The 21,967-nt window shown below is 64.2% G+C and carries 30 protein-coding genes; 15 read left to right on the top strand and 15 right to left on the bottom strand.

What is annotated here, in order from left to right; translation table 11 throughout:
- Positions 1–76: 76 nt before the first annotated feature.
- On the bottom strand, positions 77–763 hold the full coding sequence (locus tag CFR78_RS13920) for a response regulator transcription factor (RefSeq protein WP_034932747.1): 687 nt from the start codon (positions 761–763) through the stop codon (positions 77–79).
- A 385-nt stretch (positions 764–1,148) separates the two neighbouring features.
- On the opposite strand from CFR78_RS13920, the gene CFR78_RS13910 reads away from it, so the two are divergent.
- From CFR78_RS13910 to CFR78_RS16380, 3 genes are all read left to right on the top strand, one after another.
- Positions 1,149–2,549 carry a sensor histidine kinase gene (locus tag CFR78_RS13910; RefSeq protein WP_034932551.1) on the top strand — a complete coding sequence of 467 codons (1,401 nt, stop codon included), beginning with the start codon at positions 1,149–1,151 and terminating at the stop codon, positions 2,547–2,549.
- A 186-nt stretch (positions 2,550–2,735) separates the two neighbouring features.
- Positions 2,736–3,761, top strand: coding sequence for a sulfite exporter TauE/SafE family protein (locus CFR78_RS13905; protein ID WP_240471473.1), 1,026 nt, complete (start codon positions 2,736–2,738; stop codon positions 3,759–3,761).
- 258 nt (positions 3,762–4,019) lie between these two features.
- Complete coding sequence (locus tag CFR78_RS16380) at positions 4,020–4,304, top strand: hypothetical protein (RefSeq protein WP_007398515.1); 285 nt, start codon at positions 4,020–4,022, stop codon at positions 4,302–4,304.
- Positions 4,305–4,351: 47 nt separating this feature from the next.
- On the opposite strand, the gene CFR78_RS13895 is transcribed toward CFR78_RS16380, so the two are convergent.
- Positions 4,352–5,011, bottom strand: a complete 660-nt coding sequence (locus tag CFR78_RS13895) for a TetR/AcrR family transcriptional regulator (protein ID WP_034932552.1) — start codon at positions 5,009–5,011, stop codon at positions 4,352–4,354.
- A 70-nt stretch (positions 5,012–5,081) separates the two neighbouring features.
- On the opposite strand from CFR78_RS13895, the gene CFR78_RS16080 reads away from it, so the two are divergent.
- The 5 genes from CFR78_RS16080 (at position 5,082) to CFR78_RS13875 (ending at position 9,707) form a co-directional block, all read left to right on the top strand.
- Positions 5,082–5,360, top strand: coding sequence for a hypothetical protein (locus CFR78_RS16080; protein ID WP_146221295.1), 279 nt, complete (start codon positions 5,082–5,084; stop codon positions 5,358–5,360).
- 306 nt (positions 5,361–5,666) lie between these two features.
- On the top strand, positions 5,667–7,073 hold the full coding sequence (locus CFR78_RS13890; protein WP_223846703.1) for a carbohydrate porin: 1,407 nt from the start codon (positions 5,667–5,669) through the stop codon (positions 7,071–7,073).
- A gap of 135 nt (positions 7,074–7,208) precedes the next feature.
- The gene (locus CFR78_RS13885) at positions 7,209–8,465 is read left to right on the top strand and encodes an MFS transporter (protein ID WP_051672155.1); all 1,257 of its coding nucleotides are present in this window, start codon (positions 7,209–7,211) and stop codon (positions 8,463–8,465) included.
- 401 nt (positions 8,466–8,866) lie between these two features.
- Complete coding sequence (locus tag CFR78_RS13880) at positions 8,867–9,181, top strand: con-10 family general stress protein (RefSeq protein WP_034932554.1); 315 nt, start codon at positions 8,867–8,869, stop codon at positions 9,179–9,181.
- A 136-nt stretch (positions 9,182–9,317) separates the two neighbouring features.
- Positions 9,318–9,707: a PRC-barrel domain-containing protein gene (locus CFR78_RS13875; RefSeq protein WP_007398507.1), complete on the top strand. Its 390-nt coding sequence runs from the start codon at positions 9,318–9,320 to the stop codon at positions 9,705–9,707.
- Between the two features lie 402 nt (positions 9,708–10,109).
- On the opposite strand, the gene CFR78_RS13870 is transcribed toward CFR78_RS13875, so the two are convergent.
- Complete coding sequence (locus CFR78_RS13870) at positions 10,110–10,673, bottom strand: TetR/AcrR family transcriptional regulator (RefSeq protein ID WP_034932555.1); 564 nt, start codon at positions 10,671–10,673, stop codon at positions 10,110–10,112.
- 161 nt (positions 10,674–10,834) lie between these two features.
- On the opposite strand from CFR78_RS13870, the gene CFR78_RS13865 reads away from it, so the two are divergent.
- From CFR78_RS13865 to CFR78_RS16370, 4 genes are all read left to right on the top strand, one after another.
- Entirely contained in the window at positions 10,835–12,028 is a 1,194-nt protein-coding gene (locus CFR78_RS13865) for an alpha/beta hydrolase (RefSeq protein WP_371440472.1), read from the top strand.
- 388 nt (positions 12,029–12,416) lie between these two features.
- Positions 12,417–12,749: a hypothetical protein gene (locus CFR78_RS13860; protein ID WP_034932557.1), complete on the top strand. Its 333-nt coding sequence runs from the start codon at positions 12,417–12,419 to the stop codon at positions 12,747–12,749.
- A 294-nt stretch (positions 12,750–13,043) separates the two neighbouring features.
- Positions 13,044–13,220: a hypothetical protein gene (locus CFR78_RS16375; RefSeq protein ID WP_156953903.1), complete on the top strand. Its 177-nt coding sequence runs from the start codon at positions 13,044–13,046 to the stop codon at positions 13,218–13,220.
- Positions 13,221–13,252: 32 nt separating this feature from the next.
- Entirely contained in the window at positions 13,253–13,417 is a 165-nt protein-coding gene (locus CFR78_RS16370; protein ID WP_156953904.1) for a hypothetical protein, read from the top strand.
- A 337-nt stretch (positions 13,418–13,754) separates the two neighbouring features.
- Here CFR78_RS16370 and CFR78_RS13850 read toward each other — a convergent pair whose 3' ends face one another.
- Together CFR78_RS13850 and CFR78_RS13845 are read right to left on the bottom strand one after the other, a co-directional pair.
- Positions 13,755–14,543: an SDR family NAD(P)-dependent oxidoreductase gene (locus CFR78_RS13850; protein WP_034932576.1), complete on the bottom strand. Its 789-nt coding sequence runs from the start codon at positions 14,541–14,543 to the stop codon at positions 13,755–13,757.
- Positions 14,544–14,720: 177 nt separating this feature from the next.
- On the bottom strand, positions 14,721–14,903 hold the full coding sequence (locus tag CFR78_RS13845; RefSeq protein ID WP_007398497.1) for a hypothetical protein: 183 nt from the start codon (positions 14,901–14,903) through the stop codon (positions 14,721–14,723).
- 176 nt (positions 14,904–15,079) lie between these two features.
- Between CFR78_RS13845 and CFR78_RS13840 the strand changes: the two genes are divergently transcribed.
- Entirely contained in the window at positions 15,080–15,769 is a 690-nt protein-coding gene (locus tag CFR78_RS13840; RefSeq protein ID WP_258366159.1) for a sulfotransferase family protein, read from the top strand.
- Positions 15,770–15,884: 115 nt separating this feature from the next.
- On the opposite strand, the gene CFR78_RS16075 is transcribed toward CFR78_RS13840, so the two are convergent.
- Positions 15,885–16,292, bottom strand: a complete 408-nt coding sequence (locus CFR78_RS16075) for a hypothetical protein (protein WP_139064287.1) — start codon at positions 16,290–16,292, stop codon at positions 15,885–15,887.
- 321 nt (positions 16,293–16,613) lie between these two features.
- Here CFR78_RS16075 and CFR78_RS16365 point away from each other — a divergent pair, with 321 nt between their 5' ends.
- A complete protein-coding gene (locus CFR78_RS16365; RefSeq protein WP_007398493.1) occupies positions 16,614–16,775 on the top strand; it encodes a hypothetical protein in 162 nt (53 codons plus the stop codon).
- 144 nt (positions 16,776–16,919) lie between these two features.
- On the opposite strand, the gene CFR78_RS13830 is transcribed toward CFR78_RS16365, so the two are convergent.
- Positions 16,920–17,159 carry a hypothetical protein gene (locus CFR78_RS13830; RefSeq protein WP_034932561.1) on the bottom strand — a complete coding sequence of 80 codons (240 nt, stop codon included), beginning with the start codon at positions 17,157–17,159 and terminating at the stop codon, positions 16,920–16,922.
- 74 nt (positions 17,160–17,233) lie between these two features.
- The gene (locus CFR78_RS13825; protein WP_034932563.1) at positions 17,234–17,629 is read right to left on the bottom strand and encodes a hypothetical protein; all 396 of its coding nucleotides are present in this window, start codon (positions 17,627–17,629) and stop codon (positions 17,234–17,236) included.
- Positions 17,630–17,841: 212 nt separating this feature from the next.
- Between CFR78_RS13825 and CFR78_RS13820 the strand changes: the two genes are divergently transcribed.
- Positions 17,842–18,216: a DUF952 domain-containing protein gene (locus CFR78_RS13820; RefSeq protein WP_034932564.1), complete on the top strand. Its 375-nt coding sequence runs from the start codon at positions 17,842–17,844 to the stop codon at positions 18,214–18,216.
- A 32-nt stretch (positions 18,217–18,248) separates the two neighbouring features.
- Here CFR78_RS13820 and CFR78_RS13815 read toward each other — a convergent pair whose 3' ends face one another.
- From CFR78_RS13815 to CFR78_RS13790, 7 genes are all read right to left on the bottom strand, one after another.
- Complete coding sequence (locus CFR78_RS13815) at positions 18,249–19,052, bottom strand: MgtC/SapB family protein (RefSeq protein WP_220032409.1); 804 nt, start codon at positions 19,050–19,052, stop codon at positions 18,249–18,251.
- Between the two features lie 54 nt (positions 19,053–19,106).
- Complete coding sequence (locus CFR78_RS16360; protein ID WP_007398488.1) at positions 19,107–19,256, bottom strand: hypothetical protein; 150 nt, start codon at positions 19,254–19,256, stop codon at positions 19,107–19,109.
- A gap of 101 nt (positions 19,257–19,357) precedes the next feature.
- On the bottom strand, positions 19,358–19,957 hold the full coding sequence (locus CFR78_RS13810) for a hypothetical protein (RefSeq protein ID WP_034932568.1): 600 nt from the start codon (positions 19,955–19,957) through the stop codon (positions 19,358–19,360).
- A gap of 146 nt (positions 19,958–20,103) precedes the next feature.
- Positions 20,104–20,442 (bottom strand): hypothetical protein, encoded by a 339-nt coding sequence (locus CFR78_RS13805; protein ID WP_007398486.1) that lies wholly within the window; start codon positions 20,440–20,442, stop codon positions 20,104–20,106.
- Position 20,443: 1 nt separating this feature from the next.
- Positions 20,444–20,935, bottom strand: a complete 492-nt coding sequence (locus CFR78_RS13800) for a hypothetical protein (RefSeq protein ID WP_007398485.1) — start codon at positions 20,933–20,935, stop codon at positions 20,444–20,446.
- Positions 20,932–21,399, bottom strand: a complete 468-nt coding sequence (locus CFR78_RS13795) for a hypothetical protein (protein WP_007398484.1) — start codon at positions 21,397–21,399, stop codon at positions 20,932–20,934. The genes CFR78_RS13800 and CFR78_RS13795 overlap by 4 nt, the downstream gene beginning before the upstream one ends.
- Positions 21,400–21,462: 63 nt before the next feature.
- On the bottom strand, positions 21,463–21,954 hold the full coding sequence (locus tag CFR78_RS13790) for a hypothetical protein (protein WP_034932570.1): 492 nt from the start codon (positions 21,952–21,954) through the stop codon (positions 21,463–21,465).
- Positions 21,955–21,967: the final 13 nt, after the last annotated feature.

Here is a 21,967-nt window from a genome sequence, read left to right as displayed (position 1 = left end):
GGGATAATGCCATTCCCGCAATGGGCGGTTGGCAGCGGGCGGGTCGGGACTGTTTGCGGTGCGGGTGCCCCGGGGGTTACGCGCCCATGACATAACCGCTGCCCCTGACGGTATGGATCAGGGACTGGCCGCCCTGGCCCAGTTTTTCCCGCAGGCGGCAGACATGCGTTTCGACAATGTTTGTCCGGACCGGGAAATCCATATGCCAGACATCCTTCAGCAGCATCTGCCGCGACAGCACCGTACCGGCATTCCGCATGAAATATTCCAGAAGTTTCAGTTCCTGTGGTTGCAGGAAAACCTTTTCCCCGTTCCGTGTCACCACAAGCGTCAGCAGGTTGAGTTCCACATCGGCCACGGTCATGACTGTCGCATGCCGGACTGGGGAGGCGTGACGGAGCAGTACCTGCACGCGCGCGACAAGTTCGCGTAGCGCAAACGGCTTGACCATGTAATCATCGGCGCCGTGCCGCAAGCCGGCAACGCGGCTTGGTACGCCGTCCATCGTTGTCAGGAACAGGACCGGCGTCGTAATGGCGTGGGAGCGCATGCGCATGAGAATTGCCAGACCATCCAGGCCGGGCAGCATCCGGTCCAGGATGATGATATCCCATGGCTGCGACAGGGCCTGGCGCGATCCGTCATTGCCGTCTGCGACGCAGACCACATCAATCCCGTTTTCCCGCAGTCCCAGCCGCACGTAATCCGTGGTTGCAGGGTCATCTTCAACCAAAAGCAGGCGGGGGCGTGTTACCGGCGTCATGATGCAGGCCAATCAACTAGTTTGGCATCCCGGACGGGACTGGTTTGCCCATCAAGGGTATCAGGATCATGATGACATGACACCCATCCATGAGGCCGGACAGGCGATGATTGGCACTTTTTAATGTATCGGTTCCATCATCCACAATGCGTGCCGGGGCATCCAGACAGGGCGCCATGCCATTTCCATTATCGGCAGGCGTGTAAATATGGCGCCTGCCCTGTAATATGGAAGCGGATGCGCCCTGCCCGCATGTATCGGGAAAGCATTGCGTGGCAACGGTTTCCAGCAGGGCCATACGGGAGCGGGGGTTAATGCGCGGGGGGCATTCGGGTAAGCTTCGGGCCGGGGCGCGGGAAATGCCGCTACGGAATGGATGGACCCAATGATGTTCTGGCACAGGATGTCCGGACGCCGGAATATGGCGACACGACGCATTATTGCCAGTACGTCGTTTCGTATCGTCACGCTGTTCGCCAGTCTTTTCATACTGGGCGGCATGGTCATGACCGTGATGTCGGGCCTGTACAGCCAGTCGACCATGCGCCAGCAGATCCGCCGGGAGGTGGAGAACGAGGGCCATGAGACATTCGCGGATGCCGGTGTTGCGGATGTCCGGCATCTCATGCCCGTCGTGCAGGGGCTGATCGCGCATGAACCCGGTTTCCATTATCTGCTTCAGGACCCCGCACAGGCCATTGTCGCGGGCAACATGCTGCATCTGCGGCCGGTACCCGGCGAACGCTGGCTGGCGTGGTCCCATCGCCTGCCACAGGAGGCAAACCGGGATATCGTTTATGGAATAGGCTATCTTCTGGATGACGGAGGCTATTACTTCGTTGGCATGGATGCCTCCCCCCTGACGCATCTGCAGCATGCGTTATGGACAACGATCCTGTGGGAAATTGCGGGATTTGGCCTGATCGGGATGGCGGGCGGCCTTTTCCTGAGCAGCCTGATCCTGAAATGGATCGAGACCATAAGCCGGACGGCACGCAGCATCATGCACGGTGACATGTCGCGCCGCATCCCGCTGCGGGGCACGGATGATGAGCTTGACCATCTTTCGGAAAGCCTCAATGCAATGCTCGATCGGAACGAATTCCTGATTGCCAGCCTGAAACAGGTTTCCAATGACATCGCGCACGACATGCGCCGCCCCCTGGCGCGCCTGCGCCAGAATCTTGAACGCGCCATCGGGACCAGTGCGCCTTCGGATACCATGCACGAGCAGGTCGCGTCCGCCATCGGGGATCTGGACGCGGCGCTGGAAATATTTTCCTCGCTGCTAAAGCTGGCGCAGCTTGAGTCGGGTGCGTGGAACAACGAGATGGAACCGCTTGACCCCGCCCGGCTCCTGGAATCGGTTCTTGAACCCTACCGCTCCGTCATGGAAGACCACGGGCAGGATCTGGCAACCGACATCATGCCCGCCTGCCCCGCCATTACGGGGCATCCCGTCCTTCTGCGACAGGCCTTTTCCAACCTGATCGAGAACGCCATCCGTCACACACCGCGCCACACCACCATTACGGCCCGCGTCACGGCATCCGGTACCGGTATCCACATAGAGATAGCCGATAACGGCCCCGGCATCCCGGCCGGGGCGATGCTGCGGGTATTCGACCGCTTCGTCCGCCTTGATACAAGCCGCACACATGACGGGAACGGGCTTGGGCTGAGCATGGTGAAAGCCATCGTGCGGCTTCACGCGGGCACGATCATCCTGTCCGATAACAGCCCCGGCCTGAAATGCGTCATCCACTTGCCCACGGGGCATCGGTAAGCCCGCGCGGGCAGGTACCCGCCCCCCGCAGGTGGCCCGTTACGGATGCGGCGGAAAGATTGGGGCATTGTAAGCTGACATCGGCGTGAGCTTTCGCCAGATATCGATGACGCCCTGCGTATTCCCGCGCCGTGGCCGCCTGCGATGGTCCCGGCGTGCAGGGACCCGGAACGGGATATTCGACCAATGCTGCCCTGGCTTCTGATTCTGGCCGCATCGACCGCTGCTTTCGGCCTGAGTGCCGTATCAGGCGGCGGCGCCGGACTGATCCTGATGCCCCTGCTGGGGCTGGTACTGCCCGGCACCCAGGTGCCTGCCACCCTGTCCATCGGCACCGCCGCCAGTTCGGCGGCCCGCATCCTGTCGTTCCGGCATGCGATCCGGTGGGATATCGTCCGTCATTTCGCCCCGACCGCGCTGCCCTTTGCCGCCCTTGGCGCCTGGGCACTGAGCCGTATGGACCCGGCCTGCCTGTCGCTGCTGCTGGGCCTGTTCCTGATGGGGAACCTTCCCCTTCTTTTCCGCGGGTCCGCATCCCACGTCAGCGTAAAACCGGTCCGTATCGCCAGCCTGCATGCGCTGGGGGCCGCCGCCGGTTTCATTTCCGGTTTTACCGGCGCGGTCGGCCTTGTTTTCAACGGGTTCTATTACCGGCTTGGCCTGCGCAAGGAAGAGATTGTCGCAACCCGCGCAGCCAACGAAATCATGCTGCATGTGCTCAAGATCATGCTCTACGCCACATTCGGCCTGCTGGATGCCCGGGCCACCGCCGCGGGCATCGCCGTTGCCACGGCGGCGGTGCTGTCTTCCATCCTCATGAAGTTCGTGCTGCCGTACCTGCATGACCGCCTGTTCCACCATATCGGCCACGCCGCCATGGTCATCGCGGGGATCGCGATGGTGCTTGCCGCCAGCAGCCAGATCGCACGGCGGGAAAACATCACGCTGCATTTTGTCCACGCAGATGAAGATGTCACGGCATCCCTGTCATGGCGGCGGCATGTCCTTGCCGTGGAATGGGAACATGGTGACGAACTGGAGTTGAGCCACTGGCTGCGCCCCGCCCCGGCGTCACGGCCAGGCGGGTTCCAGTCCCGTGGCTTCGTGGTGCATGTCTCACCCCGTACCGGAATACGGACGGCCCGGGTCCGCGAAGGATGCCGCGCGGCGGGCAGCCCCTTCTGCCCGCCCGTTTCCCGTCATGAAATATAAGAGACTGCTTGAGAAGTCAGTTCATGATAGCGCCTTAAAATCAAAGAAAGTTTTGGGTGAAGCTTTTTGCAAACGCTTCGAAAGAACACCCCTTTTAAAAAAAAGGCGGCACCCAAAAACTTTTGTTGTTTTTTATCAATGATTTGTCTTCAAACGGTTTCCAAGGCAGGCCCCCGATTCAAGATGTAACAATCAGCCCCATGGGCGAATGGCGCCTGCTGTATCAGGATATCCCGTATCCAGCAGAAAGGAGATTCCATGTCCCGTATATGGCGCCTGTTGCCGCATGCCCTGTGTGGTGCGGTCCTTGTTCTTGGCACCGTTGCCCCGGGCGCGCATGCGGCGGATGAAAGCCCGGCGGCGGACACGAAATGCGCCCGCCCGCATGGCCCGCCGCCGGGCGGCAAGCCCCCCAACGGGCCCCCGCCGGGCTTCAGGAAAGGTGAAAAGCCGCCCGCACCGCCCAAGGGCTGCCCCCCGCCCCCATTCCATGGCGGCCCGGGCAGCAGCGGTGGTGACGCCGCATCCACCAGCCAGCCCTGATACCCGCGCGCGGCCCCGGAACGGTATCCGGGGCCGCGCGTCCGGTTTCACGCAGGGCGTGCGCGGCAGATGCCCGTAAGGAAAATCCCCCACGCCCGGTCAAAAAACCGTTGGCGCGCGTCCTGGTCGTTCAGCCGGTTCTGGCCCAGCATGGTATTCTGCAGGGGCCAGCCGATGATCAGGCTCATCAGCACCCGCGTCGTCTCCTCATGATCGATGGAATCAATGCGCCCGGCATCCGCCGCCGCCTTGATCAGCCGGCTTATGGTGGCCACGAAGGGTTCCACGCTGGTTTCCATCATGTCATCGGCAATGGAGGGAATGCGGTGTCCATCGCCAATGACAATCCGGTAGGCCTCGCGCGTTTCGGGGCGCAGCATGAAGTCCAGGAAGAACAGGGCAATCTCGCGCGTGGCCGCCAGCGGGTCCCTGGATGAGGCCTCGACCGCACCCGCTTCCTCCAGCAGCATCCTGCCACGTTCGGCCACCACGGCCTTGAACAGATCCTCCTTGGAGGCATAGCGGCGGTAGAGCGTGGCCTTGCTGCAGCCGATCTCCCGCGCGATCTTGTCCAGCGACGTGGCGGCGTATCCGTGTTCGACAAACTGTGCCGTTGCGATTTCAAGAACCTGCCGGTCAAGCTGCGCCGACATTTCGGGGGTCGGGCGTCCGCCTGTGTGCTGGGGCCGTGATGCTGCGTCAGGCATGTCCTGTCCTTCGGTTGCGTCTGTTCAGATAGCGCAGCGCTGGCCATAGCACAAAACACCTCTCCAACCCATGACCCGTCCGCAACCGTCGCAGCCGGGGCCTGCATTCCGCCATGGTGGCCGGGCATGCCCGCGCGCGCCGGCGGCATACAGGATTTTTACTTGCCCCGCCCCGGATGCGGGCGGCATGTTGTGTTCCGTTAAAAAAAATAATAAGAACGAGCTTCATGACGCAAAAAATGAAAAAGAATATGCCATGAATCGGAAATATATTATCCAACCTGCCGGATTTCCCTTTTTGTTCGTGCCCGGTGCCGACCGCGCCCGCAAATGCGTGGAGACAGCCTGATCCCACGGCACGACAGCGTGTGATCCTGTAACGTTCCGGTTGTGATGACGCGGGACATCCCCCTTTCCAGCTTTAAATGACATTCCCATGCCCTCATTCCGTCGCGTGTCCGCACGCCCGTACCCTTCCGCTCCCCGTTCTGGTGCCCTGCCTGGCGCCCGGTGGCCTGTCCGCGCCCTGTCGCCCGCCCCGCGCCCGCCGCGCCGTGCCGGTAGCGTGGCAATGCTGGCCTGCGTGCTGGCGGCCTCGGCCGCGCAGGCCGCCGAACCCCGCGCCACCACCCGGCCCGGCGCGACCGCCCCGGATATGGCACCCGCCCTGGCACCCGTGGCGGTGAACACCGCGCCCGTGCGGCACAAGCGCCCGATTGTGGAGACGCGGCTGGACGCGCTGTTCAATACCGAGAGCATTTCCGCCCTGCTCAACCATAATGACGACGCCCTGCGCCAGAGTGACCTCAGTGCGGGCTATTTCGTGGCCGAGCAGGCATTCGGCAACCTGGTGCCCCAGATCAGGCCGTGGCGGGACTGGCTGAGCAACCGGGGCTTTTCCTTCGAACTGACCTACAAGGGCGAAGGCATGGCCAATGTGGGTGGCGGGCTGTCAAAGGGCATGGACTACGTGCATGACCTGCGGGTCAGCATGCTGTTCGACCTGGGGCGGCTTGTTGGCCTGAATGGCTGGTACCTGCACGGCATCATCATGAACCGCGAGGGCCGTCAGGTGGGCTGGGACCATGTGGGCGAACGCAACGTGCTGCTGACCGAGGTGTGGAGCATCCACGGTCCCGCCGCCGCCCGGCTTGCGGACCTGTATGTCGAGAAATCGTTCCTGCACAACCGCATCAACATCAATGTGGGCCGCATCGCACTGACCCATACCTACGCCACGTCAGTGCTGCTGTGCACGTTCATGACCCAGTGCTCCGCGCCCATGGCCATTCGTGAACCGGCGGGGTGGAGCGTATATCCCAAGACATCATGGGGTGGCACGGTGCGTTTTCGCCCCACGCGCGACCTGACGCTGCGCACCGGCATATACAAGATCGGCCCCAAGGCACAGGACAATACCGGCTGGGCCTGGGGCAGCGAGAGCACGACCGGCATCCAGACACCCGTCGAGGTGACATGGGAACCCTTTTTCGGCCCCCGCAAGCTGCCCGGCCATTACAAGCTGGGGTACGGGCATGACACGTCGCCCTATCCCGACCTGATCGGGACCGTGCCGGCCGCCTATGCCGCCATCATCCACGCGCACAAGGAAAAGCCGCGCGATACATTCTATGTCGAGGCCGACCAGATGGTGTACCGCAAGCATGGCGAATACCAGATGGCGGGTGGCTACCTGCTGGCGGGCTACATCCACAACACGCCCAGCATCTCCAACTTTGCCGATGAATTCTATTTTGGCGCTTCCCTGCTGGGCCTGATCCCGCACCGGCCGTTCGACCGTTTTGGCGTGATGTATTCATACTACCAGATGAGCCCGCGCCTGACCTATGGCCAGAGCCTGCGCCAGTCCGCCGGTCTGGCGCTTGGCCCCTACATTACCGGGCCGCAGACACATTCCGCCATTCTGGAAGCCTATTACGGCATTCCCGTCACCCCCGGGCTGGTCATGACACCGGAGTTTGAATACGTGATGCGCCCCGGCGAGACATCGGTCATTCCCAACGCCATGCTGGTGGGGCTGAAGGTTATTGCAAATCTATAACAATAACGGATGGCTGGCTGCCTGCCCGCGCGGGATCACGCAATCGTTCCGCCCATGGCCCTTTCGTGATCGCACGGCCCGTGGCCGTGCCGGCGGCAGCATGTAACATCCGGTGGAAAAAGGATATTACGGACCATGAATGCCAATGTGGATGCCCTGGCCATCAGGCCGGATACAGGATTGAGCCGCCCGGCGCTGGTTACGGCGCGGCATGTGGTCGTGGCCTCGTTCCTGGCATGGATGCTCGATGCGTGCGATTTCTTCATCGTCCTGTTCACACTTGATGACGTGGCGCGCGGTTTTGGCGTTTCATTGCAAAGCGTGCTGCTGGCCCCCACCCTGACCCTGCTGACCCGGCCCATCGGGGCCTTCCTGTGCGGGCGGGCGGCGGACCGCTACGGGCGCAAGCCGGTCATGATCACGACCATCATGGTCTATTCCGCCATCGAGATCCTGTCCGCCTTCGCGCCCACGCTGGGCATCTTCCTGCTGCTGCGCGCGCTGTTTGGCGTAGCACTTGGCGGCGAATGGGGCGTGGGCACGTCGCTGATCATGGAAAGCGTGCCACCATCGTGGCGGGGCATGGCGTCGGGCATCCTGCAGGCGGGGTATCCGGCGGGATACCTGCTGGCGTCCCTTGTGTTCCTGCTGCTGCCGGTTCTGGGATGGCGCGGGCTGTTCGTGCTGGGGGGCAGCGCGCTGTTCTCCGCGCTGTATATCTGGCTGCGCGTGCCCGAAAGCCCGGAATGGCTGGCGCAGCAGAAAAACCATGATGCAGCCGCCCCCCCGGCAACCGGGCTGGGATCGCTGGTGCGGGGCAACATGGCCCTGTGCGTGTTTGCGGTCACGCTGATGGCGGCCTTCAATTTCATGAGCCATGGCTCACAGGACCTGTATCCCAAGATTTTCCTGGGGCTGGAGCGCGGGCTGTCCCATCCGTCCATTACGCTGGTGGTGGTGCTGTACGATATTGCCGCCATTGCGGGCGGGCTGTTCTTTGGCATGCTGTCACAGCGCATCGGCCGCCAGCACAGCATTGCCCTTGCCGCCCTGCTGACCCTGCCGCTGCTGCCGCTATGGACACTGCCCCATTCCACGCTGTGGCTTACGGTGGGCGCGGTATGCATCCAGTTCTGCATCCAGGGGGCATGGGGCGTGGTGCCCGCTTACCTGAGCGAACTTTCCCCCCCCTGGGCACGCGCCACGTTTCCCGGCCTGGCCTATCAGTGCGGCAACCTGCTGGCCGCCAGCAATGCCCTGATCCAGACCAGCCTGGCAACCCTGCTGGGCACCGGGCTTGCGCTGCCGCTCATGCTGACCGTGGGGCTTGGCGCGCTGGTGGTGCTGGGGCTGACGCTGGCCAATGCACGGCTGCATCCCGCCATCCGGTAGCATGCGGGGATGGAGGGTTCACGGATGGTGCGAAAACAGGTTCGTGATGAAAAACGGCGGTTCCGGGTGCCGCCTTTTTCTGGAAATGCGAGGGTCCCTGATGCTTTCCGAAAAAAGGCTTCACCCGAAAAATCCGTACGCATGCGGCTTTCCGGGCAGGCCCTTCAGGAATCACAAGTAATCCAGTTTTAATTATGTTATGGATACGACCCGTCCGTATAATATTAATAAAAAAGTACTTTTCCATAATTATGAATACATCACCCGAAACCGTGGGCGGGATGTATCGTTGAGGCTTCCACAGCGCGCATTTTCGGGATTGCTTTCCTGCCACGCCCCCGGGCCGGGCGGGGAAAAACAAGGGTCCCCCATAGCCGCTGCGATATGGAAAGGTGAAGATCATGAGCTATCATATCTCCCTGCACGACCGCATCCGCCTGCCCGCAATGGCCCCGGCCGACAGCCGTGGAGGTGGCGGAGCGGCGAACAATCCCGGCAATTTTGCCAATGACCCGGCCCGCGCGGCCGAAGCCGGGCACAAGGGGGGCCAGCACAGCCACGCGGCATCCCATGCCGACACGACCCATACACCGGAAAAGAAGAAGGAAGCCACCCATGCCAGGGGGGGCCACACTTCGGGCAATTTTGCCGATGACCCGCAGCGCGCGGCCGAAGCCGGGCGCAAGGGTGGCCAGCATAGCCATTCCAAGACATGACTGGCGCGCGGGCGGCGGGCGGTACGCGCACGCCGCCCGCGTTGGGACGGCACCACGGCCCCTTCCCGCGCCGCGCCATGGCAGCGCCCATGGCGGCGGGTGGGAATGGCGGCATGAACGGCAATGGAGATCCTGCATGTCACAGGCAATGACGGACAACATGACAGACCGGCTGAACGCCACGCATGACCTGGTTGCGTCCGATCAGGTTGAAGGCACGGCCGTGTATTCCCCTTCGGGGGAAAAACTGGGCACGGTAAAATACTTCATGGTCGACAAGATCACGGGCGCGGTTGCCTATGTCGTCATGAGTTTTGGCGGCTTCATGGGCATGGGGAACAGCTACCATCCCCTGCCATGGAAATCCCTGCATTATGACCGCGACCGTGGCGCCTATATTGTCGCCCTGACGCGCGAGCAGCTTGAAGCCGCGCCCGCCTATACCGAGAACGCCACCCCTGACTGGAGCGGCACCACCTATGGCGCGCAGGTGGATACCTATTACGGTGGCCTGCCCCACGCCTAGGCCCCCACGCCGCCCGTGAACCGGGAATGCAGGCACAGGCTCCGGCCGGTGCCTGCATTCTGCGTTTTCCGTCCCGCGACGGGCTGCCCAGTGGCACCCAAAAAGCTTTTTTCAAAACCCTTGAAGAATGCTGCCTTGTTGAAAAAAGGCGGCACCCGGAAACGTCTCCTGCTTTTCAAGCATGTTCTCAGGGACTGGAGCGCGCGCTGCGCAGCCGTCCGAACAGGTCAAAAAAGAAATCCGGCGTGTACCGGCAGCCACCATGCCGCCGCCTTCTGCCGCGCAGGGCAGGACTGAGCCCCGGTATCCCTGACCGGATCAGGGTCTTCCCTGCCGCGTTGTGGTGCCGGGCAGGCTCCGCCTTTCTGCGCCCCGGCCCGCTTTTGCCGGTAGCCATGGTGCCTAGCGCAACGCATCCGCCACCAACGCATCAAGCGACAGGTCTTCCCCCTCCGCCGCCAGCAGGGCATCCAGCATGCCATCAATCGCCAGCACCGCCAGCCCATGCACCCGGCCCCATTGGGCGGCGCGCATGCCAGCACGGGTGCGCGCGCCCTGCGGGCCGGGCATGGTGCCCAGCAGCCGGGTCAGCATGGCGGATGTGCGAGCCGATGCGGCGGCAAGAGCGGGGACGGCGCGATCGATCGCGTCGCTGCGGAACATCAGCGTGAACAGGCCCGGATTGCGCAGGGCAAAGCGTACATAGGCCAGGCCCGCGGCAGCGGCCCCCTGCGCCAGCACGGGTGCCAGCGCTTCGGCCAGCTCGTCAAACCCCGCCGCCGCCAGTACGCTGAGCAGCCCGGACAGGCTGCCAAAATGCGGAATGGCCGCCGTGGCCGATACCCCGGCCCGCCGTGTAATGGCACGCAGTCCAAGGGCCGCAATGCCCTGTTCTTCCAGCAGGTCCCGCGCCGTGGCCAGCAGCACGACGCGCAGATTGCCATGGTGATAGGTTTTTGCGGACATGCGGCGCCCCGGGGGCGTTGACCCTGCCCCCGCAGGCCGGGCAGGGTTACAGGTGCTTGACATCCGCTTTCCCTCCCTATCATTAGATCATTCTTAACACTGTTAAGTTTAAACCGGAACCACGGTCCCCGCAAGGGCCGCCACCACAGGAAGGATACAGCGTGCGCCTTACCCGCCCCATTCATCTTGCCGCCCGCCTGCTTGCGGGGGCGTGCCTCATGGCTGCCCGCGTGCCCGCCCATGCGGCCCCCGTCGCGGCGGCCGCGCCGCACGCGGGCATGCTGACCGCCTCCGCCCCGCTGGATACGGCCCTGAGCCTGCCCGATGCGGGACAGGCGCTGCGCATCACCTATCTTTCCACCAATGGCGTGACCGGCACGGGGCCTGTACCGGTTACGGCTGAAGTCATCGTGCCACCGGGCAACCCGCCCGCGGGTGGCTGGCCCATCGTGGCATGGGCGCATGGCACGACGGGGGTGGCCGATCGCTGCGCGCCATCAGCCAATCCATGGACCGAGCGCAACCGGCGCTACCTGTCCGCGTGGATGAAGCGCGGCTTTGCCGTTGTCGGCACCGATTATCAGGGGCTGGGCACGCCGGGGGGGCATGCCTATCTGGACACGCGGGTGGAAGCCTACAGCCTGCTTGATGGCGTGCGCGCGGCGCGGGCGGCGGTGCCCACGCTTGGGGCACGCATCATGATCGTGGGCCAGTCACAGGGTGGCGGGGCGGCCTTTGCCTCGGCCGCGTATGCCCCGGCCTATGCGCCGGAACTGGACATTCGTGGCACCGTGGCCACGGGCGCGCCCTATATCACGCCCGCCCTGATGCAGCAGCTTCTGGCCACCCCCACGGCACCGGGTGCCGCCTACAATCCGCTGGTGGTCTACCTGCTGTACCTGGCGCAGGGACAGGCAGGCTACCAGCCGGGCTTCAGGCCGCAGGATGCCTTCACCCCCAGGGCCCTGCCCGCCTATCACGCCGCCGCCAGCCTGTGCGTATCCGACCTGACGGACAGGGTGAAGAAGGAAGGACTGAACCTTGGCAACGCCCTGCGGCCCGGCTTTGCCAAAGCGCTGGCCCCGGCGCTGGCGGCCATGCAGTATCCCACGCTCAGACTGGCGCAGCCGCTGTTCACCGGCACGGGGGAATTGGACCGCGACGTGCCGCCGCCACTCCAGCTCGGGCTGGTGCGGGCGGCCTGCGCGGCGGGTACCGTGGTGCAGGCGCATCTGTACAAAGGGCTGGACCACAGCCAGACGGTCAATGCCTCCCTGCCCGATTCAGCCGCCTTTACCCAGGCCGTGATGGCGGGCCGGCCGGTCACGCCGCAATGCACGCCCACGCCCGAATAAGGGCGCATTCCGGGATCATGCCCTAACGGGAAATTTCCTGAAAAAGGCTTCACCAAAAACTGTTCCCGCTTACTGGTGGTGTCCGGGTCGGTCATTGCGCCACGCGCGGGTTCCGTCCCCGGATCTGGCGGCCTTTCACACGATATGCGGGGGGTGAGGGAGCAGCACGCCAAAGGTCTCATAAAAAAGGACAATCCGGCCGCCATCAGGCGCACGCAGCACAACCAGTCGAACTTTACATGCATGAAAGCTTTATCTTGCGTGTACTGACACAGGCGGAAACCGCCACAGCCACGGCCCCGGCCGGACGGCTGGCGGTCTTGGCATGAACGGGCCGCACGACCCCGGCAGGGGCACGGCCCGCAGGAAAAGTTGCAAGGACGTGACAATGGACAACCCGCTGGAAACATCCCCCCAGGCCCAGGCCCGCATCACCGCCAAGGCGAAGGAAATGTGGGAAGCCGATGGCAGGCCCGGCTGTGGGCCACAGGCCTATGCCGAGCAGGCATCCGAACTGATCGGCATGGAAAGCAATCCCGATGCGGGGCAGATTCCTGTTGATTCACCCGTACCGCTGGATGCGAACGGCCAGCCGATCGAGCAGGCATGGCTGGAAGAAAACCTGGGCAATCCCGGCGGCAGCCAGGACGAACTGGATGACCGGCGCGAAGTGCCCTTCGCCACCCGCCAGGAAGAAGAAGACGCCCTTAAAAACCAGTAATGAAGACAGGGCGGGATGAACGTCCCGCCCGCCCGCGGGTTATCCGCAGGGCGGGGCCGGCCCTAATGGGCCGCGCCGGCGGGGCTGGCAGGACAGCCCCATACGGGCGGGACAGGACAGCGGGCATGCAGGCCCGGAGCACCGTCCCCCGCCCCTGGCACATACAGGCATGGCAGCGGCCCGCGCGCCGGGGGCAAGGCCACGGACACGGCACACGACCGTGCCCCGCCCGCGCGCACGCGGCACGATAATGGTACGTAACGGTTGGACATGGCAGGATGGGCTGCGGTGAGCATGAGTGACGACCCCGATTTCCATGATGGCAGGAACATGTTTGCCCAGTGGGTGAAGCGTGGCCTCCATGCCCGGTTCGGATCGGTCATGCATGAACAGGTGCCCGATACCCTGCTGCGGCTGCTCGATGCCGATGGACCGGAAGAAGGTCAGGCCGCATCTTCCGGCCATTCCTAGCCTGCTCCCAGCGCCATTTCCGGCAGCGGCGCGTGCTGTCCGATGAAGGTCAGCCGCCATGGGCACACGCCATTGCTATGCCACCCGACGAACCGCTTTCCGCCCTTGGCCCCAAGCTGCGCGAAAGCCTGCACGCCGGGATCGGCACGACCCTGCGCGCGCTGGGCACCCCGTCCCGCCCTGACCCCGGCGCCTGACCTGTTGCTGATGACGGGGACCTGATCGATGGCGGGCGGATGCACGCCTTGTGCTGGAACCGGGCAGTTCCCGGATTACGCCTGGCAGCCCGCCACCGGGCCGGTGGGCACACGGGCGGGGCCGCATCCCTTCTGCCGCAAGGGCGCGATCATAGGCTGAATGATGGTCCGGGCCACCTGAGGGAAGCGGGAACAGCCCCGTTCCTTCAGGATGGATGGTCGATCAGGAACAGGGCTGCCGCCACGGCCTTCAGGCGCGAACGCCGTGACGGGAAGGGTTTAGGGAATATGTTCCTAATAATTTCATAATTGTTTTAAAAATTATAGCTTCACGCGGTCAGATCGTGCCCAGCACCCCGCCATCCACCCGCACGGACGCCCCCGTGGTGGCCGATGCCTGCGGTGATGCCAGATAAACCACCATGCTGGCCACTTCATCCACCGTGGCGGCCCGGCGGATGATGGAGCCGGGCCGGTGTTCCATGACGAAGGCCGCCGCCAGTTCCTCCATCGGTTTGCCGGTCTTTTCCTGCTCGGGTTTCAGCATGTCCGCCAGCCCTTCGGACAGGGTCGGCCCCGGCAGCACGGAATTGACCGTAACCCCCGTGCCCGCCATGCGTTCGGCCAGGCCGCGGGCCACGGAAACCTGCGCGGTCTTGCTGAAGCCGTAATGGATCATTTCCACCGGGATGTTGAACGCGGATTCGGAGGAAATGAACACCACCCGCCCCCAGCCCCTTTTTTCCATGCCCGGCAGGTAGGCGCGCGACAGCCGCACGCCGGACATGACATTGACCTCGAAAAACCGGGTCCAGTCGGCATCGGGGGTTTCAAAAAAATCCTTCGGCTCGAAAATACCCAGATTGTTGATCAGGATGTCACATTCCGGGTGCGCCGCCACCAGCGCCGCACAGCCTTCCGCCGTGCCCAGATCGCCCACAAAGCCCACGGCACCCCCCGCGCCCAGGCCATCGATGGCACTGACCGCCTGTTCCACCGCGGGCGCGCGGCGGCCATTGACCACCACCCGCGCCCCGCTCGCGGCCAGGCCACGGGCAATGGCCAGCCCGATACCCCCGGTGGAACCCGTTACAATGGCGGTACGGCCCGCAAGGTCGATCTGCATGGTTTCCCTTTCCATAAGGATTCAAACACGGCGCCATGGTACACACCACCCGCCCGCAGGCAACCGCCCGTGCCACCCATGACCCGCCGCGCCGCCGTGGCAACGTGCGAACAGCCCCGCCCGCAACATCGTGCACACGCGGGGAAAACGGCCGGAATGGCGGGGGCTGCCGCGCCCTTAGCGCATCAGGTCGGACAGGGCATCCAGCTTGTCGGCAATCATGGATGCCTGCGTGCGCAGCGCGGGGGTAACCGGGCCATCCCCGTCCAGCATGGCGCCAAGCCTTTCCATGTCGGTGCGTATTTCACCCATCAGCACGCCCTGTTCCGTCTGGATGCCGTCTTCATCGTCCCTGTTCATGTCGTCCCTGTCCTTTTTCCATCCGCCCTGGCCGGCCGCCTGAACGGGTAGCGTAGGATGACACCGCGCCCACCGCCACCCATAATCGTGCCGGAACAGGACCATACCGTATCATTTCGTTGCATTTCTTGACACTGTAAACACATTTGTCAGGCAATTAATGGTGAATGCAAACGATGCTCCAGCCTGTCCTGCGGGTAAAGATGTCCAGTGACGTGCATGAACGGCTGGCGGAACTGCGTCTTCCCTACCCGCCCGGCCCCAAACGACTGCGCCGGCTGGAACAGGTGCGCCGGGCGGGCGTGCTGTTCATTCACATTCCCAAGAACGCGGGCACATCGCTGACACGGGCACTGTACGGCATGGACGTGGGGCACGAGACCATCCGCTATTTCCGCCGCCGCATGCCACAGCTTGCCGGCCTGCCGTCCTTTGCCATCCTGCGTGATCCGGTGCGGCGCTTCATGTCGGCCTATCATTACGCGCGGGCGGGCGGCAGCGCGGTGCGGCATGTCTCACGCGGGTTCCGGGATACCTATATGGGGTTTGATGGCATTGACGCGGCGCTGGACCATATTGCCAGCAACCGCATGCCCTATGGCATCGACCACATCTTCCGCCCGCAGGCATGGTATGTAACCGACCGGCACGGGCGGGTGGCGGTCGATCACCTGTTCATGCTGGAGGACATGCAGCGCATCCAGGCCTTTGTCAGCTGCTACACCCCCACCCCCATCGGCCATGCCAACGCGGGCAACAGGCCCGACGGCACCACCACGCCGCGCCCCGACCAGATTGCACGCATCCGCCAGATCTATCATATGGATTACGCGCTGATCGCGGCACTTCACCCCCCCGCGCCGTAAGGCCGCGACCCGGCCGGCCCATGGCCCCCCATGGCCCGGACGCCGGACAGAAAAAAGGCCCGGAACGGGCCGGGCCTTTGATCCTGTCAGGCGGTATCAGGCCGGATGGCCGGAATTACCAGTTCCCGCCACCACGGCCACCGCGCTCGCCGCCGCCATCGCGGCCTTCACCGCCACGACCGCCATGCTCGCCGCCGCCGTTCTGGCCTTCGCCGCCACGGCCACCGCGTTCACCGCCACCGTTCTGGCCTTCACCGCCACGACCGCCCCAGCCGCCGCCATTCTGGCCTTCGCCGCCACGGCCACCGCGCTCACCGCCGCCGTTCTGGCCTTCGCCACCACGACCGCCCCAGCCGCCGCCATTCTGGCCTTCGCCGCCACGGCCACCGCGCTCGCCGCCGCCGTTCTGGCCTTCGCCACCATGATGGCCACCACGGCCACCTTCGCCATCATAAGACTGTGCGTGTGCGGCCATCGGCATTGCAGCACCCAGTGCCAGCGCAAACAGGATTGAACGTTTCATAATGTCTCCTTCGGGTTCGACACTGGATATTTTGTCCCTGCCTGTTGAAAATGTAAGCCCCAATATTGTTACAAACAGGAACAGCCATGCGTAAATAAAGACACTGCCATCCACCAGTGTGGAACAGGAACCGGCATTAAATCATCTATATATCCTGAATGGCGAAAGCAGATAGGAATGTTAGGTATTCATTCCTGTCCACCCGGTATGGGCATCCTGTTATGGCGGTGGGGATTCATACAATCATCACACTTGTGCGCAATGGTATTTGCTATGGACGCATGCCTGCGCTTGTGCGGGTTTTTCAGGAGGTTCCAGATCATGAACACGACATCCGATTCCACACCCAGACCCCGCAGGGAACCGCATGAGGAATGGCGCGAGGCGCTGATCCACGCATGGAAGAACAGGCGTGGCTACGTGCGTGCGCATGACACGCTGCCTGCTACGACCGAGGACACCTTCCGCCACGACGAAACCTGAACGCCGGGACAGGCAGGTGGGGCGCGGGCGGATTTCCGGCCGGCAGGAAAGTCCCATGATGCATTCCGTTACAAACGAAACGCTGGTATGCCCTTTTCTCCACTCAGGTTGACATTATATAAAAATCAGCCTGATTTGGAAAAATCAGTTAATCAAGAGGAAATGGATTACATGAAAAAAGCACTTCTTTTTGCCGCTGCCCTTGGTCTGTCCCTGCCGGTTGTTGCCCACGCGGAAGACAATAACGGCGACCGCCATGGCGAGCACGGCCATCACCACGGCAAGCACGACCGTAACCATGGTGACGAACAGCGTGGTGGCGACGAGCACCGTGGTGAAGAGCATCATGACGAGCACGGCGACCAGCACGAAGAGCACGACCACCAGTAATCCGTAACGGATACGCGGAAAGGGGGCGCCTTTGCAAAGGCGCCCCCTTTTTTATGCCGGCACCGGCATCAGAACAGGATCAGGTCAATGCCGATGCCCAGCGCCATCATGCCCCATAGCAGGACCAGGATGGCCCGCCGCCAGACCAGGTTGCGCGCCAGCAGGGTAATCAGCGGATCGGCCGCGGGCGCGCGCTCGCCAGCCGCAAGCAGCCGGTAGGCGCCGCCGTTCTCGGCCACGCCCACGGCACTCATCAGCGTGTTGCGAAAGCCGCGCAGTTCATCTTCGGTATAGACCCTGCGGCGGTTGATGGTGATGGCTTTCGGCCCGCAGCGCAGCCACTTCATGGCATTCAGCAGCAGCGGGCGGATACCAAGATAGGCCGATGCCTCCACCGGGGAGAGGATGTTCCTGCGCGGAAAATGCACGATAGCAGGACTGGCATTGTCGTTATCGGGGCGCATCGCAACGCAAAACCTTATCTGTCTGGCCGGCGCGGGGGCGGCGCGGATGGGGCACTTGGCCCTAGGGTGACGTGTCCTTCATGCAAAGACCAGCCCCAAATTGTGCACGCCGCCATGAATGCGCGCCCCTTTCCGTCCCACCTGCCATATTGGCGGCCATGCGGCCGTCCGTTATGGTGGGGCGACCGACACTACAGGGGATATACCACGCCATGGCCGGCAACCTCGTCTACAAGATCCTGACAATGGACGAATACGGGACATTCCTCAGGACCGGCAGCTTTGCCGGCTCCCCCGCCGATGTGGCGGACGGGTTCATCCATCTCTCGGCGGCGGATCAGGTAACCGGCACGCGGGCACGCCATTTTGCCGGGCAGGACGGGCTGTGGGTGCTGGCCGTGGACTTAAGCCGCCTGCCGCCCGCGGCCGTGCGGTGGGAGCCTGCGCGCAATGACCAGCTCTTCCCCCATCTGTACGCACCCCTGCCCGGGACGGCGGTGGTGGGTACCTGCATGCTTTATGAAAGCGAAGACGGCACGGTGCTGCTGCCGGAACCCGACATCAGCGCGGAGTGGACATACCATTAGGATACGCGGGCGGACGGAACCCGGCCGTCGCGTCATTCAGGGTCGTTGTCCGCCTCGTCCGTTTCCACGCCCACCACACCCCCGATCGATGACAGGGCGGTCACAAGATGGGAGAGGGGCCGCCTGCCCCGCACCTTTATGAACAGCGTGACTATGCCCGGCGCGGCCATGTCCGGCGGCGGGGTGGCGGGGTCGTGCTGGCGGTCGCGCAGGTCGGCCAGCGCGTCGTCATCCAGCATGGGGCCGGGCTGTTCCACCTTCACGCGGTGGATGGTAAAGCGCAGCCCGGTACAGCGGCTTAGGATGGTACGCAGCAGGCCACGGCCATCGTAATAGGTAATGAACAGCCCGGCCGCGCGTGCGCCATGGTCACGCGGCACCAGATGGCTCAGTCGCGGGAAGCCGAGCATGATGATGAAATGCCCCACGGCTGTCGCCACCGCCAGCGCGATCAGTCCCGCCCCGCAGGCCATGCCCAGCGCCGCCGTAAGCCAGACCGAGGCCGCCGTGGTCAGCCCCCGCACCACATCGCGGCGCATGAAGATCACGCCGCCCCCGATAAAGCCGATTCCCGACACCACCTGTGCCGCAATGCGGGAGGGATCAAGCACCACGCGCCCGCCATCCAGCACGTTATTGAAGCCGTATTTGGACACCAGCATGAACAGCGCCGAGGCCACGCCCACCAGCGTATAGGTGCGCAGCCCGGCGCTTTTCTGCCGGAATTCCCGTTCCAGCCCCACCAGCGCCGACAGGCCGAACGCCAGCGCCAGTTCCCCCAGCTGGAGCCATCCCTCGCCGGGGGCGGCAGGGGTGAAATGTGGCAGTGCCGTCATGCAGGTCACAACCGCCCAGACCCCGCCCGGTTGCGTGGCACATGGCCATGGCTGTCAGCCGGGTGGCGGGCCAAGACGGTCGCGCAGGAACCGCCGCCCCGCGGCCGTGCGCCTGAGGAAGAGGCCCGTGGCCAGCAGGGTGACAAGGTTGCCCACCACAATACCGGCGAACAGGACCGCGCCGAGGACGTGATCCGTGGTCATCGTGAACGGCCCGCCAGGCAGGCATGCAGCAGGCAGGTTCCGGCGGCGCCACCTGCGACGCCACCGAACCGGGGAGGAATGGTACCGACCGGATGCATGGATCAGCCCCCCTGCGCGGAAACGAAGGCGCCGATCTGGTTCATGGCCACCATGCCCTGCATGTTGATCCCGCCATCGGCCACAAGGCGCGCGCCAGCGGCGTGACGGCCGGACACGGCAACCATGGCCTTCAGCAGGTCGATCAGCGTTGCCGCCGCCCCCGCCGCCGTCTTGGCCTGCGTGACCACGGTGCCGGACAGGTCGGCCGCCATGCCCGTGATGGTGGCGATGATGAGGGTGTTGACCTGCCCGATATCCGTCAGGATGCTGTCAAAGGCGGCCTTCACGCTGGCGCTGTCGTAGCTGACGGACGTGCTGGACCCGGCGGCGGCCACGAAGGCCTTCCCCGCCGTGGTCAGCGCGGCAATGACGGTATTGGCCAGGGCGACGTTCGGTGCCCCCATCGCGGTGGCCACGAGCGGCATATTGATGGCGGTGCTGGAGAAATTCAGCAGCGCATCGACATAATCCGCGACCTCGGCCACGTTCAGGGTGATCGTGGTTGTGGTGCCGGATTTGGTGCTGGTGCAGGCCGCAAGAGCGGTCGCGGCGACAAGGGCGGATGATCCGCGCAGGAAGGCGCGGCGGGTGGGGATGTGCATGGAAGGCTCCCATAAAAAAACCGCCCCGGGGGCGGTTGCATTCGGTTGCAGTTCGAGACTTATTTTCGCCCTAAAGTTGTATAATCTTGTTGTGGCAGCCCCGGAGTGCATCGGCCATCCACCTACGCGCCGGGGCTGTCACCGCGTCATGCCGGGGGTTCGGGCCGCCCCCTGCGGTCAAGCACCGGAATGCCCGCCGCCGCCACCGCCTGCCTGGCCGCCGGCTTGTCCGCCAGCGGCACGCGCACGCCGGACTGCCCGGGTTTGAAGTGGTTTTCCGCCCAGCCGATATTCAGGCCGATGGTGGTGATGACCTGCCAGGCCACCGCCCACCCGCCACCCGCATGCGGCGGCGGCACAACGGCCGTCACCGCCCCGCAGGCAATGATGAACAGGGCGACATAGAGCGTGTACTGCGCCGGCACTTCCGTCAGCAGCAGCGCGATTGCGGCCCCCAGGCCGCCAAGCTTTGCGGTTGTATTCATGTCATGCCCCGATGGCCTGCTGGAACAGGGCGATATGCGTGTCATCCGCCACCCCTGCCCCAAGGTTGGAATTGTAGACGCGCTTCCACATCCGGCACATCGCCGCCGCGTCACGGGCCGCTGGCAGCGCGTCGGGCGCGCGGTAGTATTTCAGCCGCGCCATGATGCAGGCGTAGAAGGCATTGCCCACGACCTGCCGCGCACCCGGCGGCCAGTTGCTCCGGCTGGACAGCACGGCACGGGCCAGGCTGTTCAGCCTGCTGTCGGACAGGAAGGTGGCCCAGATATCGTCATGGGTGAACGGCTCCATCTGCCACAGGCCCAGTGCCGGGCCCATGCCGCCACCCGTGACCTGCCGGATGTAGGTCAGGCCGCTTTCGGCCAGCGCGGTGCCGACCATCAGGCTGACCGCCGCATCACCCCCCAGCCCGATCATGTCCAGCGCGGGGGCCACGATCCCGGCCCGGAACTGGGTAATGCACAGGCCGGTCATGGCAGCATCCCTGCGTGATGGTGGTGAAGGAACGGGACACTGGCAAAGAAGAAGTCATCCCATGTCTGGCTGGACAGCAGCGTGCCGCCGATCATGCCCCCCACCGCCGCCACGATGCCGGTCACGGCCGCCCAGTATTTGATGCGCTCGCCACGCAGCTGCGCCTTCAGAAGTTCGGCCTCCTTCAGTTCGTTCTGCCGTTTCTGTGCCCCGGTCTGTTCCGCAATCTGCTGGGTCAGGCCGTTGATGGCATTGCGGGTATCCCGCGCCTCGGCCGCGCGGTTGCGCTCGCGCTCCTGTCCCTGCGCCTCGATCGAGATCAGGCGCTCCATTGCGGCATCCTGCCCGGACCTGAGGGTCCCGACATCATCTTCCAGGTTGTCAATGCGGCGCCCGTGGCTGTCCACAATCGCGCGCAGGTCATCATCAGCCGCGCAGTCTGCGGCGCACTGTGTTTCGCTCATTCATTTTCTCGTAAAAAAAACCGCCTCCCGGACGGGCAGGCACGGGTGGCAGGCAGCGGCGATTTATGTGGCCGCCGCCCCGACCGTAACACTCAGGCTTGCGGGATTGGTCAGGCCGCCGGTGTTCGTGGCGCTGATGGTCACGGTCCCTGCCGCCTTTGGGGTATAGGTCACACCCTGTGCCGTGTTCACGCCTGCGCCAAACGTGACCGTGCTGGCCGAGAACGTACCGCCCGCGCCGCCATCGGACAGGGTTACGGTGGTTTTGGTGGCGGGACCGTCATGGTCCGGCGTCAGGGTAAGCGGCAGGGCCGTGCCGGCCGTGGCCGAGGACGCTCCCGCCAGCGCATAGCCCGTGGAGGGTGTGTAGGTGCCCCCAATCGGGTACCGCCCGTCCGGGTCCGCCACGATGGCGCTGCCGCTGCCCGGTGTCCATGCGGACGTGCCGTCCCAGACAACCCGGTTCGTGACATACCCGGCCGGGCGCGCCACGCCCGCTTCCGTTGCGGCCGCCGTCAGGTAGACGGCATAGACCTGTGCATTCGTATCGGTCATCGGGTTGATCCTA

It is taken from the genome of Komagataeibacter rhaeticus, assembly GCF_003207855.1.
Lineage (GTDB): Bacteria > Pseudomonadota > Alphaproteobacteria > Acetobacterales > Acetobacteraceae > Komagataeibacter > Komagataeibacter rhaeticus.
The sequence above is the reverse complement of the archived record's forward strand: the minus strand, read 5'-3'. Positions and strand labels throughout refer to the sequence as shown.